Raw genomic sequence first — 17,161 nt, 5'->3', positions numbered from 1 at the left:
TATTAAGCTAAACCCTTGTTTTTCAACAAGTTTTAATCAACATCACCGCCGATGGATGTGCATTCTACAGTATTTCATATCCAATGCAACCATGTTTTTTAAATATTTAAAAAAAATATGATTAACTGGATATTTATTGTTCAATTTACGTGATTTTTATGCTTTTGGAGCTATTTTTTAAGCGTGCATGGCACAATACTTGCAAAATTATCCATTAATTTTTCATCTTTATTAATTTCTTGCCACTTTAAACTACGGCAATCTATATATTCACAATACCCAGATTGTCCCACTTCTTTAATTCCATCAATCTGCACCTGATAACTAAAACTACCGACATAACCTGCGGCAAGACCGAATTTAAAATCTCCACGACTTTCACCTTTCACGATTATTTTTCTTTTTTTATTTTCAAATGACCATTCAAATACGCGCGCTAAATACATCTCATGTCCATTAGGGGTCTTTATTTTTGGGTATACACGATGGACTTTGAAATAAACATCATCAAACATTTCAGATGTCTGAGCTTTTAAATCTCTTAGATACATCCTTGATTGCACAATTTGATTTAAACCGTTGCGTATATGAGCAAGAAGTAACTGTCTTTGGTCAATTAAGTTAATTATCTGATAGGTAAAAAAATGAAGCGGTAGATAAGGAATATTGATCGCTCTGGCAAATTCAAATGATCCTAACTGGTCAATTTTATATGTTTGTTCTTTATAGGTTACTGTTCCTTTGCATTGACACACTAATGACCAGTGATCAAATAAACCTAATTTTAGTTTGGTAAAGTACGAAATAATTGGTTGAGTTTGAATATTCAGATCAACGGAAAGTTCATTGTCCTTTCTTATTAATTTGAAGTTTGGGATTGAGCCTTCTAGTTGCTCTCTTTGTCCGAATACAAATTTATTCTCTTTAATCTCGCAATCATTGATGATTGAATAACCATGAAAATGTCCAACCATATGTGGACTAATGCTCGTAATGAGTGAAACAGTATCCAAGGCTCTTGTTTTAATTGCATAATCATTACGCAGCATTGGAACATTCGGCTGTCCGATAATGGTTAAAAAATTAAAATAATGAAGTGGAGATGGTAATCCTGGAATCATCAATCCTTGATGGATAATTTTATAGATTCCTCGTGGACCGTGATAATCCAACCGAAGAGGAAAAGGAGCCTGATTCAGCTGTTTTGAATCGTCCGCTAAACTCATCAACAACTGCATACCAAACTCCTTTTTTATTTATATTGTTTTTTCTCGAGCCAAAAATGTAGTGACGAAACCTGAAAGTGCATAAATTATCGAGAGCACTAAAATACCGACAGGAATATTGTATGTAATCGCAGCAAAGATAAACACAACAATAGGCAAGACTGCGAACGGCACACGTTTACGATCTACGGTTTTAAACGAATAGTATTTAATATTCGAAATCATCAGCAAGCCAACTGCAATAATAATGACTGCATTTATCGTCTGAATCATTGGATCAGATAGGACAAAAATTTCAGGGAAATCACGCCCCACCCAAACCAAAGAAATGATCATTACTGCGGCTAGAGGACTAGCTACACCAATAAAATAGCGTTTATCAACCACACCTATTTGCACATTGAAACGTGCCAATCGGAATGCAGCACAAGCAGTATAGACAAAACATGCAGCCAAACCGATTCGACCTAGATCATGGAGGCTCCAGCTATACATCAAAATTGCAGGCGCAACACCAAATGCCAACATATCTGATAATGAATCAAACTGCTCACCAAAAGGGCTTTGCGCTCCAATTGCTCGTGCGACCCGACCATCTAAACCATCAAATAAAGCAGCGATAAAAATGGCATAAATGGCTTGTGTGAATTCGCCATTCATACTTGCAATAATTGAGTAAAACCCTGACAACAATGCCGCAGTAGTAATCAGATTTGGCCACAGATAAATCCCACGACGCTTAACCTTTTGCCCTTCTTGTGTATGTTCCTCTTCTTCAACTTCGAAAGTAATACCATCAAAGCCCGGAACATTTCTTGGAGAAGATTCAGTTTCAGGTTTATTTATATTTGTCATTGTCATTCGTCCTAACTGTAGCCTTATCTCTCAATATTCTTATTCGCCGACCAACCAACGAACGGCAGCATGACCACCATTTTCACTCATTCTTAAGTGCGGAAAAAGCCATTGCAATGCTTCATCTGCATCTTCAGAAAACTTCCAAGGTGGATTAATCACTAATAAACCACAACCGTTTAATCCTACAGGTGTATCGTCTGGCCATACACATACTTCACAAACCAATTGACGGCGAATACCAGTCTTAATCATTTTTTTCTCAAAACGATCAATCATTGCGCGGTCTTTAATTGGGTACCAAATTGCAAATATGCCTGTAGGCCATTTCTTATATGCCGTAGCGATGAGTTCAACCAACTGCGGAAAATCCTTTCGCTCCACCTCATATGGTGGATCAATCATGACCAATCCACGTTTTTCTTTAGGAGGAATCACACCGAGCAAACCTTCATAAGCATCACGCTCATGCAAACCTGCCCGACGATCACGCACATTCATGTAAAGTTGCTGAAATACATCTCGTTGCATCTCAAAAATTGTTGCTTTATCTGTTTCGCGCATTCCTTCCAAAGCGAACCATGGCGAACCCGGATAAGCGCCTTTTCCGGCACCTGCACGCATATCTTCTACAACTTTAAGATATTGCTTAACACCTTCAGGGGCATTACGCTTAATTGAGTCATCGAGTTTAACTAAACGGTGAATACCATTTAAAAACTCTCCCGACTTCTGTGCTGCAGACGTTGATAAATCGTATTTACCTGCACCACCATGTGTATCAATGTAACGATACGGCTTATCTTTTTGATTAAGACGCGACAAAATCTGAAGCAACAATACATGCTTCATGACATCGGCAAAGTTTCCAGCATGGAAATGGTGACGGTAATTCATGTTTCAATTATTCCTAAGATCAACAATCATTTTAACATGAAAAAGTGTTTCATTCAGAATCGATTATTACTCTAAAATAGCTGACCTTTTTTTTTACAGTAAATAGCGAGATAAATATGGAAGCAGTTGTCATCCCAGGGGATTGGAATGTTGATCAAATCCTTGATGATTTAGATCAACATGGCTTCAGTATCATCGATCATGCATACCCACCAAGCTATTTAAAAAACGTTGTAAATGAATGCCAAATCCATCTCGATGATTTTCGAAATGCAGCAATTCAAAATGGCATTGTCAGCACAATCCGCAGCGATCACATTTTGTGGTTAGATCCAAAACTATCAATTTCCCATCAACACATAAAAACCTTAGATTTACTCTCTCAGGAATTAAATCGTGCATTTTATTTAGGCATTCAAGAAGTCGAAGCCCACTTCGCTTGTTATAATCCTAGTGATTTCTATGCTTTACATCGAGACAACCCTCAAGGCAAAAATGGTCGTGTGATTTCGACAGTTTTTTATCTGCATGAAGAATGGCATCAGCATTGGGGTGGTCAACTAAAGCTCCAAGATAAGAATAATCAGTGGCATATTATTGAACCCAAACCTAATCGCATCGCTCTATTTCAAAGCGATTTATTACATGAAGTTCTTGTTGCACACCACCAACGTCTTTCAATTACAGCTTGGTTAAGGACCGCACGAACTTTAATTTAGCGCTTTATTTTTTCGAAGTTGCCTCCATATAGGTTTTAAACCTGATGAGGACTCATCCATGCAATCAAATACCAAGCTAATTATTCAACGCATTGGTGAAACAGACCAACTTTACTTACAAAAAAATACGCCTGAGCTTGCCTTTGAACGTGCCGAATTGCGTTTAGAGCTGGTCAGTATGAGTAAGCTTCGTCAGGAACAAATTCATTTTCTTCAAGAAGCGATTGTTCTTCTTGAACAAGGTCGAGTAGATTTCGAAGAAATGCCAATGCGTTTGTATATTAATCTTACCCTGATGTTAGCTAGAGCCTACATGATGTATTTTGAGATTACTCAAGATGAAAAATTTGCGATCATCACTCAGCAAATTTTAAAATCATTAACATCAAACAATCATAGTGATGTTTATTTTAATCTGGCTTATGCTTGCGCTTCTCGTAAAGAATCAGCACTTACACGCCATTGGCTAAATAAATATTTTAAAACTATTGATCATGATTTAGAGGTGATAAGAACTCACCCTGCTTTCAAACAATTTCATGACCAAGAGTGGTTTATCCAGTTAACCAAACCTAAGATGCATTAAAAAAAGCCCCATGAAAGGGGCTTTTTTTAGGCCATTCTTAATTTATATGCATCCATATGTAATTGTTGATTAAGTTCATCTATCCATATTGCCCAATCATCATCTTGTACTAAATGACTAATTAAGAAGTCGCGCTGACCTTTATTCCAAAATGGTGCATCATGTAAATTTTGTTGAGCGGAAAGCTGATGTGTACGGATATAGAGTTCAATTGCCGCTGGACTATTTGCCAACCCCAATTGAGAAAACAATAACGCTAAGGAAGGTTTATGTTCCATCAAGAGACTCCCCTTATCAGATTTTAATAAAATTATTATTTAAATAACTTATAAAAAATCCATGAAAAAACCTAGCTTTTGGTCTGGGTTTATTGTTTCAATTTGTGATTATATTTTAATCACTTTGTATCGTTAGTGAGCTGCTCACTCAATTGGTCAATGACAATGGCCCATTCATTATCTTTTTTCCAATGACTAATAATAAAATCGCGTTGCGATGGATTCCAAAAATCAGCTTCATGCATCGGCGTATTGGGATCAAGCCGATGTGTTTGTATAAATTGATCAATCCCTTCAGGTGAGCTATCTAAGCCCAATTGCTCAAAAAGTAATTCTTGATTTACTTCCATATCCAACATGGATTGCTCCTTGAATTTTAATGATTTTGTTCAAGATAACATGTCAATACAAAATTCTATGTAGAAGGATTTCTTAAGCATTGTTAAGTTTTGTGCATTAAAAAAGCACTCCATTCGGAGTGCTTTTTTAATTTAGTTGAAAACTAAATTATTTAACCATGTCAGCAATCGCTGCACGTTCTTCTTCTAACTCATTAAGCGTGAAGTTGATACGCTCACGGCTGAATTCGTCAATTTCAAGACCTTGAACGATTTTGTACTCGCCATTTTCACAAGTTACAGGGAAACCGAACATTACGCCTTCAGGGATACCGTAAGAACCATCAGAAGGAATACCCATAGTTACCCATTCGCCGTTTGTGCCAAGAGCCCAATCGCGCATATGGTCGATTGCAGCGTTTGCAGCAGAAGCAGCAGAAGAAAGACCACGCGCTTCGATGATCGCAGCACCACGCTTACCAACAGTTGGAAGGAATACGTCTTTATTCCATGCAGCATCGTTGATTTTGTCTTTTAAGCTTTCGCCGTTTACGTTAGCAAAACGGTAGTCAGCATACATTGTTGGAGAGTGGTTACCCCAAACTGTCATGTTTTTGATGTCAGAAACTGCAACACCAGCTTTTTGAGCAAGTTGAGTTAACGCACGGTTGTGGTCAAGACGTAACATTGCTGTGAAGTTTTTCGCTGGAAGATCTGGAGCAGATTTCATTGCGATATAAGCATTCGTGTTAGCAGGGTTACCTACAACAAGAACTTTAACGTCACGGCTAGCAACTTCGTTAAGCGCTTGACCTTGACCGATGAAGATTTCACCGTTGACTTTAAGAAGGTCAGCACGTTCCATACCAGGACCACGTGGACGTGAACCAACAAGAAGCGCGTAGTCAGCATCTTTGAATGCAACTTTAGGATCATCAGTACCGATCATGCCAGCCAATAATGGGAAAGCACAGTCATCAAGTTCCATCATCACGCCTTTAAGCGCTTGTTGAGCTTTCTCAACAGGAATTTCTAATAATTGAAGAATAACTGGTTGGTCTTTACCCAACATTTCACCGCTAGCGATACGGAATAAAAGGCTGTAACCAATTTGACCAGCAGCGCCAGTAACGGCAACGCGAACAGGTTGCTTCATGTAATTATCTCCAGTTGAGAGGATAGTCAATGCGATTAAATAGCTGTTCTATCTAATCTTAATAATCATAAACGGCGAAGATTGTACTCCAATACTTTGACAGATGCATTGAAAAGAGAATGAATTTCAACAAAAGTCTGATAGGAAATATAAATTAACTTCGTGGAAATAAATTAGTAGGCGCCCTCTATGTCAAATGTATTTGGGCAGGTTGAGACAATATCAGACGCACATGACTTGAATTGACCATTCGTGCGATAACAGATTTCGACCCCCGTTAACACCGGGCGACCATTTAAGCTTTGGCAGTGAAATTCAATACCTTGGCTGGGTAATTTTGGGTTGAGTTTGATGAATTGCGATCGTAATGTCGCGATAGAGACTGTTTTACGATCCACTCCTGTTAAGTAATCAGGAACTTTTAATTGGTCTGCATGATTAATAATGGTACGAAAATACTGACTGGCATTCATTGGAACGCAACCACCAAAGTTGGCCCACAGCCTAATTCTAGCCTGCTCATCAGGCATCACCCTAGCAACAACCCTCTTCTGTAGCGGTGCCAAGGTGGCAGATGAACTCGTTTGGCAATCATGACGACTGGTTTCTGGGATAAGACCCTTTATCGTCAGTGAATACCCTTCTAGGCATTTACGGTGTTTCGCTTTTGTTCGATCTAATGCACAAATGGCAGGTGTCATCTGTACTTGAAGCACATATCCTTGTAAACCTTTCCCTGATGCCATCACATCTGCTGGACACAACAAAGCCCCTACGCTCAAACTACAGAGGAGGTAAGTGTGTTGACGACTAAACAGCAGTTTTGCGTGATTCATCCAAGCTCACAAAAGTAGTTGAAATGCTATTGCGTATTTCTTACTGGAATAGGCGGCATACGACTTTCGATCGCTTGCGGCCCCTGACCAAGCAAAACACCATAATGAGCAGCATTGGTCATAACTTTCTTCACATAGTCACGTGTTTCATGAAGTGGTATTGACTCTGTGTATTGATCCGCCGCAATACTTTTAAACTCTGGTTGCCAACGGCGTGCTCTAGTCAGCCCTGCATTATAGCCAGCCGTAGCTAGAACTGGACTGTTACTCAGCATACCTTGAATCATTGACAGGTAATATGTCCCATAACGAATATTGGTATTCGGATCTGATAATGCAGCAGGATTATACGTTTCACCCATTTTTCGTGCCACATCTTTTGCTGTTGCAGGCATAATTTGCATCAATCCACCAGCACCTACATGTGAACGGGCCGTGGTTACAAAGCGACTTTCTTGACGCATTAAACCATAAGCCCACGAAGGATCAATCCCTGCATTTTTACTATGTGTCACCACTAGATTTTGATGTGGTGTCGCATAACGATATGCATAGTTATGACGTTTAAGTGTTCTTTCCGCCGCATAAATAGCACGGTCATACCACCCCATTTCTGTGGCACGTTTTGCCGCAGCCAGTAATAGACCATCATCTTGCTTAAGATAAGCTTGGCGGACAGCCCAATTCCATTCACGATTTGTGTAAGTTGCTGAAGCATTGATATTGCGTAATGCAAAAGCACGTCTAAAGTGAATATCTTGATCTAAACGTTGAATATCCTGTGCGCTTGGTTGAGCACGATCATGTGCTTCATTATAACGAATACCTAAATGGTCTTTTGCCAACAGATTGTGATAATCATCGCCAGCGGCAGCTAATCGTTGATAAATACTTTTTGCAGCTTGCTTGGAAGCTTGATCTTTGCGATTTTCATACGCTCTCGCCATCCAATATTGCCAGCGATCTTCTTGTTTTTGCGTAACGCTCATACTATCTATGGCACGCAACACACTTTCCCACTCACCAAAACGAATTGCTTGACGCGCGTAAATTTCAGCCTCTTCTGGTGTAAAAGGCACGCCATAACTGTAATCAAAGTTCTTCAGCACTTCAGGATTAAAATTATTTTTCATCACTGTCGTGCCTCCAATATACGCCACCGTGCGGTACATATATTTTTGAACATCTACAGGAACACCTTGCACAACACGAGGAAGATTTTGAAGCGCCGTGTTCAAGTCCGCATCCGCAGCACGACCTAAAGCAAATACTAAATAAGCATAATCTGCTGTTGTTCCTTTGGTCGCATTCCATAAATAATTCAAAGGATCTGCCTGAATTTGATTTAATTGTGCTAATGACAAGTTTAAACCCAGAGTTTGTGCTGTTGCGATGGCTTGACCAGACTGTCCCGCTCTAAGTTGCGCATACAGGCGCTGTTGACGATCTGTGGTGGTGAGTAAGGGACTACTTAGCATTAAGCGACCTAAACCATTACACGATTCTGGCTGCGATTCTGTTGTAAACCAGACATCTTTGTATTCAGCGTATACCAATGTATCGCCATTTTTTGCTCTTACTTGCGCAACCGCACAGCTTTCAGCTTGATCAGGATTGGTGACATAAGGTAAAACAGGTTGAGCTGTCTTGAAATCTGCTTGTTTTACCTTTTCTTCGACATAATCAGCAGCTAATTTTTCAGCCATTGCAGATTGAGGATAGCGCTGTGCAAAGCTGATAATATTCGTTGCAGGTTGGAAGCCTAAATTATTATTCAACATCCAATATTCTGGATAATATCCAAGCGCATCATTTTGCATTGCAGAACGATAATATTCGAGCTGAGCTGTATTACCCGAGTTCGCAAATTTAATCGCTTCATTAAATTGCTCTTCAGCCGCATGAGCAACGGGCAAACAACCTAGTGTTATCAGCCCCATTAAATATTGTTTTAACTGTTTTTGCTTCACTGCTTTTTTTGACACGCTTCTCTTCTCAACTTTAACTCGTCGCTACATTTGGACATGCTTTTTTGCATGATCAACTCTTTTGCAGCGCTTGGCAATTTTAAAATGTATTTTAAATACTCTAATGATCAAGTACTGTTCTGTTATGTAAAGCGCTGATTAACCACTATTATTTTAAAGTATTTTTACTGTAAATCCATAAACTTGATCTGATTTATATATTTGTTCAACCCGTAGTACAAATACTGTAAAATAGCTCGCTTTTATCGAGTGTGGGATTCCCCCATACTTCACCGGAACATATTTATCCCTTTTTATAGGATAGGAGCCTTCATGACGGTTCAAACCTTCATTCCGAATAGTGCCCCAGCTGCCTCAGAAAACACTGTTACCCAGCCACAGCACACCCCAGCCATCGATGGTGCAGTCAAAAAACTGTATATCGAAACGCAAGGGTGTCAGATGAATGAGTATGACAGTCATCGTATGGCCGACTTGCTAGGTGATTCACACGGTTATGTATTAACAACAGACCCTGCTGATGCAGATATTCTTTTAATGAATACCTGTTCAATTCGTGAAAAAGCGCAAGAAAAAGTATTTTCAGAATTAGGTCGCTGGCGCAAGCTGAAAGAAAAAAATCCTGATTTGGTGATTGGTGTAGGTGGATGTGTTGCATCTCAAGAAGGTGACAATATCCAAAAACGTGCACCTTATGTCGACATGGTATTTGGTCCACAAACACTTCACCGTTTGCCACAAATGCTTGATCAGCATACGGATCAAATTGAAAAGCCGAAAAAAGAGAAAATCAAACTGGTAGACATCTCATTTCCAGATATCGAAAAGTTCGACTTCTTACCTGAACCTCGCGTTGAAGGTTATAAAGCTTTCGTATCGATTATGGAAGGCTGTTCAAAATACTGTTCATTCTGCGTGGTGCCATACACTCGTGGTGAGGAAGTCTCTCGTCCCCTAGATGATGTACTTGCTGAAATTGCTGGTCTTGCGGAAAAGGGCGTACGTGAGGTTTCTTTACTCGGTCAAAACGTAAATGGTTACCGCGGAGAAACATTCGATGGTGAAATCTGTACGTTTGCTGATCTTCTTCGTCTAGTGGCGGAAATTCCAGGCATTGGTCGTATTCGCTATACGACATCTCATCCATTAGAATTCAATGATGACCTTATCCAATGCTATCGTGACCTACCACAGATGGTTTCTCACCTTCATTTACCAGTTCAAAGTGGTTCAAATGATGTATTGAAGGCGATGAAGCGTAACCACACGATTGACGTTTATATCGATAAGATTGCTAAATTACGCCAGGTACGCCCTGATATGCATTTGTCTTCAGACTTTATTATTGGCTTCCCTGGTGAAACTGATGCTAACTTTGAAGAGACATATCAATTTATTCAAGACTTAGATTTTGATCATTCTTATAGTTTCATCTACTCGAAACGTCCTGGTACACCAGCATCAGAGCTGGAAGATTTAACACCTGAAGATGTTAAAAAAGAGCGCTTGGCTAAAGTTCAACAATGGATTAAGCAGTCAAGTATCCAAAAAACTGATGCTATGCTTGGTACTGTCCAACGTGTGCTCATTGAGAGCGTTTCAAAGCACGATCCAAACTTATTGGTAGGAACCGCAGACAATACACGTTTAGTAACATTTATTGGTGATGCCTCTTGGCTTGGACGCTTTGCAGAGATTGAGATTACAGAGATTAAAACCTTAAATTTAGTTTACGGTGAACTCTTGAATCTTGAACCTGACGTGGCGTAATGTAGAGGTATAGATTAATAGACTCTAAAGGAAATCTCTTGACTGCAGCGATTCGACGTACAGTGGCTTTTCCCGGTGTTTCAATGGACCGTTTACAAACCATGCTTGGTGCGTACAACGGTCATATGAAACAAATTGAACAACGTTTAGATGTAAAAATCAGTCAGCGTGGTGATAGTTTTTTTATTGACGGTGGAATTGATGAAGTCGAGAGAGTTGAAAGCTTACTTCAGCGCTTATACGCCGAAGCTGAAGTTTCTCAACAAATCAGCTCTGATTTGATTCATTTAATGATTCAAGGCAGCCAGACTGATCATGAATTACAATTTGATCCTAATCAAGAACACACAGGACTTGACGAAGTCTGGCTCCAAACTCGCAAGGGCCGCATTAATCCGCGGGGGGCCAACCAAAAACGCTATGTAGAACGTATTCTTCAAAGTGATATTTCTTTCGGGATTGGTCCAGCGGGTACAGGTAAGACCTATTTGGCTGTAGCTGCTGCCGTTGATATGCTTGAACGCAATGAAATTCAACGCATTCTTTTAGTTCGCCCTGCTGTGGAAGCTGGTGAAAAACTTGGCTTCTTGCCAGGTGACTTATCACAAAAAATTGATCCTTATTTACGCCCACTCTATGATGCCCTGTATGAAATGCTTGGCTTTGAAAAAGTGGCAAAATTAATTGAGCGTCAAATTATTGAAGTAGCCCCACTTGCATATATGCGTGGTCGTACACTCAATCACTCCTTTGTCATTTTAGATGAAGCTCAAAATACAACGCCAGAACAGATGAAAATGTTCTTAACTCGTCTTGGTTTTGGTTCGCGTGCAGTCATTACCGGTGACATTACTCAAGTGGATTTACCACGTGGACAACAGTCTGGTTTGGCACATTCATTACGTGTGCTTGAAAAGATTAAAGAAATCCATATCACACGTTTTCACTCACGTGATGTTGTAAGACATCAGCTTGTACAAAAAATTGTAGAAGCATACGAAGGTTGGGACAGTGAACAACATCGTTTAACTGCTGAAGCACGTGCGGAACGTAAAGCGCGTCAAGAAGCACTCATATCAGAAAATGATTCTGCTGCTGATGCTCAGCATCAAGATGCAGAGTAATTTAAATCTAATCACGCTCAAGGCAAGATTTTGAAACTAAGTCTCTCATTACAACAATCGTTTGAAGCATCAAACTTGGTGCTCAAACGTGCGTATGTTAAAAAAATTATTGAAACCACCCTTCGTCATATTGATACACAAAGCGATTGTGAAATTGGAATAGCTTGCGTAGATGTCGAAGAAAGTCACAAACTTAACCTTGAATATCGTGGTAAAGATAAGCCAACCAATGTTTTATCTTTTCCAAGCGACTTACCAGATGAAATGGCTGAAATTTTAGACAGTTTCCCTATCGGAGATCTGGTGATTTGTATTCCCGTTGTGCTTCGAGAGGCAGAAGAACAATTTAAAGCACCATTAACACATTTCACTCATATGTTGGTTCACGGTACTTTACATCTTATGGGCTATGATCATGAAACTTCTGAACAAGATGCTGAGGAAATGGAAGCAATTGAGATTGAGATTTTACAAAAACTAGGTTTTGAAAACCCTTACTTGCTTTTAGATGATGAATAACACTCCTCAATGACTTCGGTCTATGCTTCCCGTTATTCGGGAAGCAAATTAAAATAATAAATGAGTATTCAAAAATGAACTTCGTTGTCATCTTCAAAGCTAGAATAAAAAATATTGATGATGAATATGTAATATTGGCTAGCCAAATGCGGCATAAAGCGATGCATGATTACAATTGTACAAAGTTTGAAAGCTATCAAGAGAATGATAATGAAGTCAGTCTTTCTTATTGGAGTCGGTTAGAAGATATTCAAGCTTGGCATCAAGACACCCAACATCTTTATGCCCAACAAAAAGGTCGCCTATCATGGTATGACACGTATTCGATTGAGGTCTGTCAGATTCAGCGCGCTTATCAATCTGAGTAAATCGAGTTGACCTTTATATTGATGACATATTTTAGACAAATGAGTTAAATATTGAGCAAGTTCTTCAGATAAAATAAGATAAAGTCATGCGAAACCAATAGATTAAACTTAAATAACGCCTGACCATCAAAACCATAATAAACGTCTTTGTAAACATTACATCGCAATTGGATAAGCTGTTATCCTTCGGCAGTAATCACCTACAAGATATACACTAGCTGACATCTCACAAGATTTAGAGGTAATGGAACTTCACTTATGCCAACGATTATTTCAAATATCGCGAACAAATTTCGTAAAGTCTATCAAAAGGCTGAAGGGTTTATTGAAGAAGAACGTGAATTTCCTGTCTCTCAAGTTTTTTTAAATGCGACTTTCAAGCGCTTTGTGACCGACAATGTCAGCATCCTTGAAGACTTACATGCTGATTTACACGACGATTGGCTTCGACTCTATGCCACTTTGAATGTGAAAGGGCTTTATACCATTCTCTCTGTAGATTTAAAGCTGATTCAAATGGAATTGAATAAAGATGTACAACTGATTGTATTTGAACAAATTAGTGAAACCGAAGTCATTGAAGCAAAATTTCAAACCTTTTGGATGAAAATTGCATTCCGCTCTGCCCTATTTTTCTATCAAAAAATTCTTCGTAAAGATCCACTTGGCATGATTTTAGAGCGGTTTAATGTCATTAAAGTCAAAGACGATCTCTTACATCTCGATTTAAATCAGTGGCTCGGAAAAAATCGCTCGATCATTGAAACATTGGGCAAAGTACACGTCAACCATGCAGAACTTCGTGAAACAGAATTGGTGGTGATTGGTAATGTAAATTTGATGGCTTTATTCAGCAAAATGAATACTGATCGATTCAAATCGAAATCTGATGAAGTGGAAAGTGATCACATTACACCAATTAAACAAAAGGACGACTAGAGCGCAGCGTTTTGATGTCGTCATAAAGCTTAAGCTACAGAAAAATACATTTTCACTGTGATTATTGATTATTTCTCCTTATTTATCAGAGATAATAAAACTTCAAGTGATCCTTCGATACGAAGGTAAAGGAAAATATTTATGGCATTTAAATCGTTTAAAACTTTGAGTGTGATTGCAAGTGTAGGTACAGCCGTGCTTTTCACAGGCTATTCAAGTCAAGCGCTTGCCATGACGCCCTTCCAAGCCTCTTATCAGTTTGCATACAATGGTAAAAACTTGGGGTCAGCAACACGAACCTTGAAAAAATCAGGTAACACATGGAATTACGTTTTTGCAGCTAAAGCAGGTGGTATTGCTTCAGCGACTGAAACCAGTAACTTCACATTCAACAATAATCAGATTCAATCATCCAATTTCAGTCGCACCAGTAAAATTTTGGTTCATAACAATACAATGAGCATTAAATTTAATCCAAGTGCCAAAACCATTAACACCACCAAAGATAAAGAGCAACGTTCATTTGCTTGGAAATCTGGTGTACTGGATGAGTTAAATGCAGAATTGCAAATTCGTGAAGACTTAAAAAATAACGGTTTAAAATCGCAATATTGGATTGCAGATGCTAAAGAAGTTGAATCACGTCGTTTCGTCAAACAAGGCACTGAAAAAGTAGAAACCAAGTACGGTACGTTTGATACCATCAAAGTAGTGATGAAACATGATAAACCAGGTCGTGAAACGATTTTTTGGCTGTCTCCGAAATTGGACTATCTACCAGTGAAAGTCACACACCAAGATAAGAAATCTTCATACGGGCTCTTACTGACAGGGTATAACGGTCCACAAAATTAAGGCATTTTTTACTTGCTTTTTTGCAGATGCTTTTTAAAATACGTCTTTGCTTAAAAAGGCACCTGCCCTAGAGGATTCTCCCGTGTACGCACTAGAACAGAAAATCTTAAACGAAGGTATCGTTCTATCTGATCAGGTTTTAAAAGTTGATTCTTTTCTAAACCACCAAATCGACCCAGTGATGATGCAACAAATTGGTCAAGAATTTGCTCGTCTATTCAAAGATGCAGGCATCACCAAAATCATCACAATTGAAGCTTCAGGTATCGCACCTGCTGTGATGGCTGGCTTGGAACTTGGTGTACCGGTAATTTTTGCACGTAAGTATCAATCTTTAACTTTAAAAGATGATTTATATCGTTCAAAAGTATTCTCTTTTACAAAGCAAGTAGAAAGCACAATTGCTATTTCTAAGAAGCACATTGCAGCAACAGATAAGGTTCTTGTGATCGATGACTTTCTTGCGAATGGACAAGCAGCTTTAGGTTTAGCTGATTTGATTCACCAAGCTGAAGCTGAGGTTGTCGGGATTGGTATCGTGATTGAAAAGTCGTTCCAACCTGGCCGTGATCTTTTACTTGAAAAAGGTTACCGAGTTGAATCACTTGCTCGTGTTGAATCACTTGCAAATGGGACAGTGACTTTTGTTCAAGAATAATGTTGAACAGTAAAAAAGCGCCTAACGGCGCTTTTTTTATTTTAATGTGGCAGGATCAAGTTGAATACCCAATTTTGTACCACCAAGATGCTTTTGAATATAATCATCAACGTAAGGCTGATGGTAAAGATTTGAAAGTTTTTGAAATTGTGGATCATTCAATCGATCTTTACGCACTGCCAGTATATTGACATTTTCTAAAGCTTTATCAGTAACCTCTTCTTTAAATATCGCATTTGTTATTACATTTAGTCCACTTTCTAGAGCAATAGTATTTCCAATTGCAGCTAAATCCACCTCAGACAAGACACGTGGGAGTTGCGCACCTTTGACCAATTTAAATTGGAGTGATTTCGGATTTGACTGGATACTTTCAAGAGTTCCAGAAATCGTATTAAAATCTGGCTTAAGTTGAATCAACTGAGCACGTTCTAATAGTCTTAATGCACGTGCTGTATTCGCCACATCATTTGGAATTGCAATTAAGGCCCGATCAGGCAAAGCAGTTAGTGACTTGTAGTTTTGAGAATATAAACCCATAGGCTCTAAATAAGTGGTCGCCAAGACAGCAAGCTTATGATGATTCAAGTCATTAAATTCTTTGAAATACGCCCAAGATTGAAATGCATTTACATCAATTTCACCATCGAGCAAAGCTTGATTCAAAACCACACCGTCATTAATTTCTTTCACCTCAATGTCAACATTTGCTGCTTTCGCCTGATCAGAATCCGCGATATGTCTCCAAATATCAACATCCGATCCATGTGATCCAATCACGATTGTTTGTTGTGTTTGCTTTGTTTTTTGAGGTTCAGGTTGAGCACTACATGCACTGATAATGAGAATTGCAAAAATAATAAATAAAAATTGGGCGTATTTTGACTTCATGATTTACTCGATATTGTTGTTGATTGTTTGAGTTGTTTAAATTGCGCTGGATAATATTTTTCAGTAACGTCTAAATGAGATCTAAGTCGACCTTTGATACAGTTTTCTCCCACATTTCTCAGTAAAGGATTCAGTGGATCTGTCTCTGGTCCTTGTGCAAGTGCTTTTAAATCATTTGCAAGATTTAAAAGCGGAATTTCACCAGCAAATAAATTTGGAGAAAGAAAATAAGCAACCGAGTACCGTTCTGCATTGGTTGGAGATATGACTCGATGTTGATTCGCAATCAAATATCCATTTGTGGCAAGCTCTAAAACCTCACCGATATTGACGACAAATGCGTGTTCAACAAATGGTACGTCAATCCATTTGCCTTGACTTAAGACCTGAAGTCCTCCGATCTGGTCTTGTAAAAGTAAAGTTAAAATATTGGAGTCTTTATGAGGGCCTACACCCTGATGATTCATTTGATCAATTGGGGGATAATGAATCAGCTTGAGTAGTTCATGTGGACTGCCTGTAATCAATTGATCAAGTGCTGTGTCCTGCTGCCCCAATGAAAGCAACAAGGCTTTTAATAATTTAATTGCAACTTGTCTGAGATCTCGTTGCCATGCGGTGACTACGCGTTGAAAATCAGGCCAATTCGAAGGCCACTGATTTGGTCCCTGTAAACGTCTCCATGTCGGTCCAGTTTCAGGTTCTAATGCTGCCAGCTCAAAACCAATGTCTATTTGTTCTCTAAAATCAGGTTGCAGACGTGTAACTTCGGCATTTACTCGACTATACCCTCGAAAATGCGGGGAATGAATCATAGCGATTTCATCTTTTTGTTCTTGTGGCAGCGAAAAAAACTGTCGAGTAATACGCTGAATCTCCAAAATTTTTTCAGCTGAAATGCCATGACCTGTCAAATAAAAAAAACCAATATCCTTGGCGATATGTGCAAGTCGTTGCAGAAAATCTGCTTGCGTTGATGATTGATCAAATTGACTTAAATTCAGAATAGGAAGTGCTGTTAAGCTTTGTTGTAATGGTTGATTCATGATGCACTCATCTTTCTAATACTTCATTGTATTAATGACTGAAAGATGAATGCTTTTGAAATCATTTAAATTGGATACTTATGCGTCTATAAAAATATGATTCGCGTTCAAT

19 protein-coding genes are annotated in these 17,161 nt (G+C 38.9%); 9 read left to right on the top strand and 10 right to left on the bottom strand.

Going from position 1 to position 17,161, the window contains the following annotated elements; all coding sequences use genetic code 11:
* Positions 1 to 170: 170 nt before the first annotated feature.
* From AC1M9H_RS12680 to AC1M9H_RS12670, 3 genes are read right to left on the bottom strand one after another with little or no spacing between them, the layout of a single operon-like run.
* Positions 171 to 1,238 (bottom strand): DUF6670 family protein, encoded by a 1,068-nt coding sequence (locus AC1M9H_RS12680; protein ID WP_481613528.1) that lies wholly within the window; start codon positions 1,236 to 1,238, stop codon positions 171 to 173.
* 18 nt (positions 1,239 to 1,256) lie between these two features.
* Positions 1,257 to 2,081: a CDP-diacylglycerol--serine O-phosphatidyltransferase gene (pssA, locus tag AC1M9H_RS12675; RefSeq protein WP_035269898.1), complete on the bottom strand. Its 825-nt coding sequence runs from the start codon at positions 2,079 to 2,081 to the stop codon at positions 1,257 to 1,259.
* A 39-nt stretch (positions 2,082 to 2,120) separates the two neighbouring features.
* A complete protein-coding gene (locus AC1M9H_RS12670; RefSeq protein ID WP_035269897.1) occupies positions 2,121 to 2,978 on the bottom strand; it encodes a 23S rRNA (adenine(2030)-N(6))-methyltransferase RlmJ in 858 nt (285 codons plus the stop codon).
* A gap of 116 nt (positions 2,979 to 3,094) precedes the next feature.
* Between AC1M9H_RS12670 and AC1M9H_RS12665 the strand changes: the two genes are divergently transcribed.
* A complete protein-coding gene (locus tag AC1M9H_RS12665) occupies positions 3,095 to 3,697 on the top strand; it encodes a 2OG-Fe(II) oxygenase (RefSeq protein ID WP_481613527.1) in 603 nt (200 codons plus the stop codon).
* Between the two features lie 58 nt (positions 3,698 to 3,755).
* Positions 3,756 to 4,283: a hypothetical protein gene (locus AC1M9H_RS12660; RefSeq protein ID WP_481613526.1), complete on the top strand. Its 528-nt coding sequence runs from the start codon at positions 3,756 to 3,758 to the stop codon at positions 4,281 to 4,283.
* Positions 4,284 to 4,309: 26 nt separating this feature from the next.
* Here AC1M9H_RS12660 and AC1M9H_RS12655 read toward each other — a convergent pair whose 3' ends face one another.
* The 5 genes from AC1M9H_RS12655 to AC1M9H_RS12635 all read right to left on the bottom strand — a co-directional run bounded on the left by AC1M9H_RS12655 (position 4,310) and on the right by AC1M9H_RS12635 (position 8,831).
* Positions 4,310 to 4,561: a DUF2789 family protein gene (locus AC1M9H_RS12655; protein ID WP_481586807.1), complete on the bottom strand. Its 252-nt coding sequence runs from the start codon at positions 4,559 to 4,561 to the stop codon at positions 4,310 to 4,312.
* A 119-nt stretch (positions 4,562 to 4,680) separates the two neighbouring features.
* Complete coding sequence (locus AC1M9H_RS12650; RefSeq protein ID WP_179999322.1) at positions 4,681 to 4,920, bottom strand: DUF2789 family protein; 240 nt, start codon at positions 4,918 to 4,920, stop codon at positions 4,681 to 4,683.
* Positions 4,921 to 5,068: 148 nt separating this feature from the next.
* On the bottom strand, positions 5,069 to 6,055 hold the full coding sequence (locus AC1M9H_RS12645; protein ID WP_035269892.1) for a malate dehydrogenase: 987 nt from the start codon (positions 6,053 to 6,055) through the stop codon (positions 5,069 to 5,071).
* Positions 6,056 to 6,228: 173 nt separating this feature from the next.
* Entirely contained in the window at positions 6,229 to 6,891 is a 663-nt protein-coding gene (locus tag AC1M9H_RS12640; RefSeq protein ID WP_481613525.1) for a ribonuclease T2 family protein, read from the bottom strand.
* Positions 6,892 to 6,917: 26 nt separating this feature from the next.
* A complete protein-coding gene (locus AC1M9H_RS12635) occupies positions 6,918 to 8,831 on the bottom strand; it encodes a lytic transglycosylase domain-containing protein (RefSeq protein ID WP_481613533.1) in 1,914 nt (637 codons plus the stop codon).
* Positions 8,832 to 9,191: 360 nt separating this feature from the next.
* Between AC1M9H_RS12635 and miaB the strand changes: the two genes are divergently transcribed.
* The 7 genes from miaB to AC1M9H_RS12600 all read left to right on the top strand — a co-directional run bounded on the left by miaB (position 9,192) and on the right by AC1M9H_RS12600 (position 15,112).
* Positions 9,192 to 10,649 carry a tRNA (N6-isopentenyl adenosine(37)-C2)-methylthiotransferase MiaB gene (gene miaB / locus AC1M9H_RS12630; protein ID WP_481613524.1) on the top strand — a complete coding sequence of 486 codons (1,458 nt, stop codon included), beginning with the start codon at positions 9,192 to 9,194 and terminating at the stop codon, positions 10,647 to 10,649.
* A gap of 38 nt (positions 10,650 to 10,687) precedes the next feature.
* Positions 10,688 to 11,773, top strand: coding sequence for a PhoH family protein (locus tag AC1M9H_RS12625; protein WP_481613523.1), 1,086 nt, complete (start codon positions 10,688 to 10,690; stop codon positions 11,771 to 11,773).
* A 30-nt stretch (positions 11,774 to 11,803) separates the two neighbouring features.
* Positions 11,804 to 12,292 carry an rRNA maturation RNase YbeY gene (ybeY, locus tag AC1M9H_RS12620; RefSeq protein WP_481592023.1) on the top strand — a complete coding sequence of 163 codons (489 nt, stop codon included), beginning with the start codon at positions 11,804 to 11,806 and terminating at the stop codon, positions 12,290 to 12,292.
* A 74-nt stretch (positions 12,293 to 12,366) separates the two neighbouring features.
* Positions 12,367 to 12,660, top strand: a complete 294-nt coding sequence (locus AC1M9H_RS12615; protein ID WP_481613522.1) for an antibiotic biosynthesis monooxygenase family protein — start codon at positions 12,367 to 12,369, stop codon at positions 12,658 to 12,660.
* A 258-nt stretch (positions 12,661 to 12,918) separates the two neighbouring features.
* On the top strand, positions 12,919 to 13,599 hold the full coding sequence (locus AC1M9H_RS12610) for a hypothetical protein (protein ID WP_179999309.1): 681 nt from the start codon (positions 12,919 to 12,921) through the stop codon (positions 13,597 to 13,599).
* A gap of 141 nt (positions 13,600 to 13,740) precedes the next feature.
* Positions 13,741 to 14,454 (top strand): DUF3108 domain-containing protein, encoded by a 714-nt coding sequence (locus AC1M9H_RS12605; protein ID WP_035265223.1) that lies wholly within the window; start codon positions 13,741 to 13,743, stop codon positions 14,452 to 14,454.
* A gap of 82 nt (positions 14,455 to 14,536) precedes the next feature.
* Positions 14,537 to 15,112 (top strand): xanthine phosphoribosyltransferase, encoded by a 576-nt coding sequence (locus tag AC1M9H_RS12600; RefSeq protein ID WP_035265221.1) that lies wholly within the window; start codon positions 14,537 to 14,539, stop codon positions 15,110 to 15,112.
* Positions 15,113 to 15,148: 36 nt separating this feature from the next.
* Here AC1M9H_RS12600 and AC1M9H_RS12595 read toward each other — a convergent pair whose 3' ends face one another.
* Entirely contained in the window at positions 15,149 to 16,003 is an 855-nt protein-coding gene (locus AC1M9H_RS12595) for a MetQ/NlpA family ABC transporter substrate-binding protein (protein ID WP_481613521.1), read from the bottom strand.
* A complete protein-coding gene (locus AC1M9H_RS12590) occupies positions 16,000 to 17,049 on the bottom strand; it encodes an isopenicillin N synthase family dioxygenase (protein WP_481613520.1) in 1,050 nt (349 codons plus the stop codon). The genes AC1M9H_RS12595 and AC1M9H_RS12590 overlap by 4 nt, the downstream gene beginning before the upstream one ends.
* Positions 17,050 to 17,161: the final 112 nt, after the last annotated feature.

Source organism: Acinetobacter sp. ANC_7512 (assembly GCF_056779935.1).
Note: the sequence above shows the minus strand (reverse complement) of the source record. Positions and strands in the feature narration are given on the sequence as shown.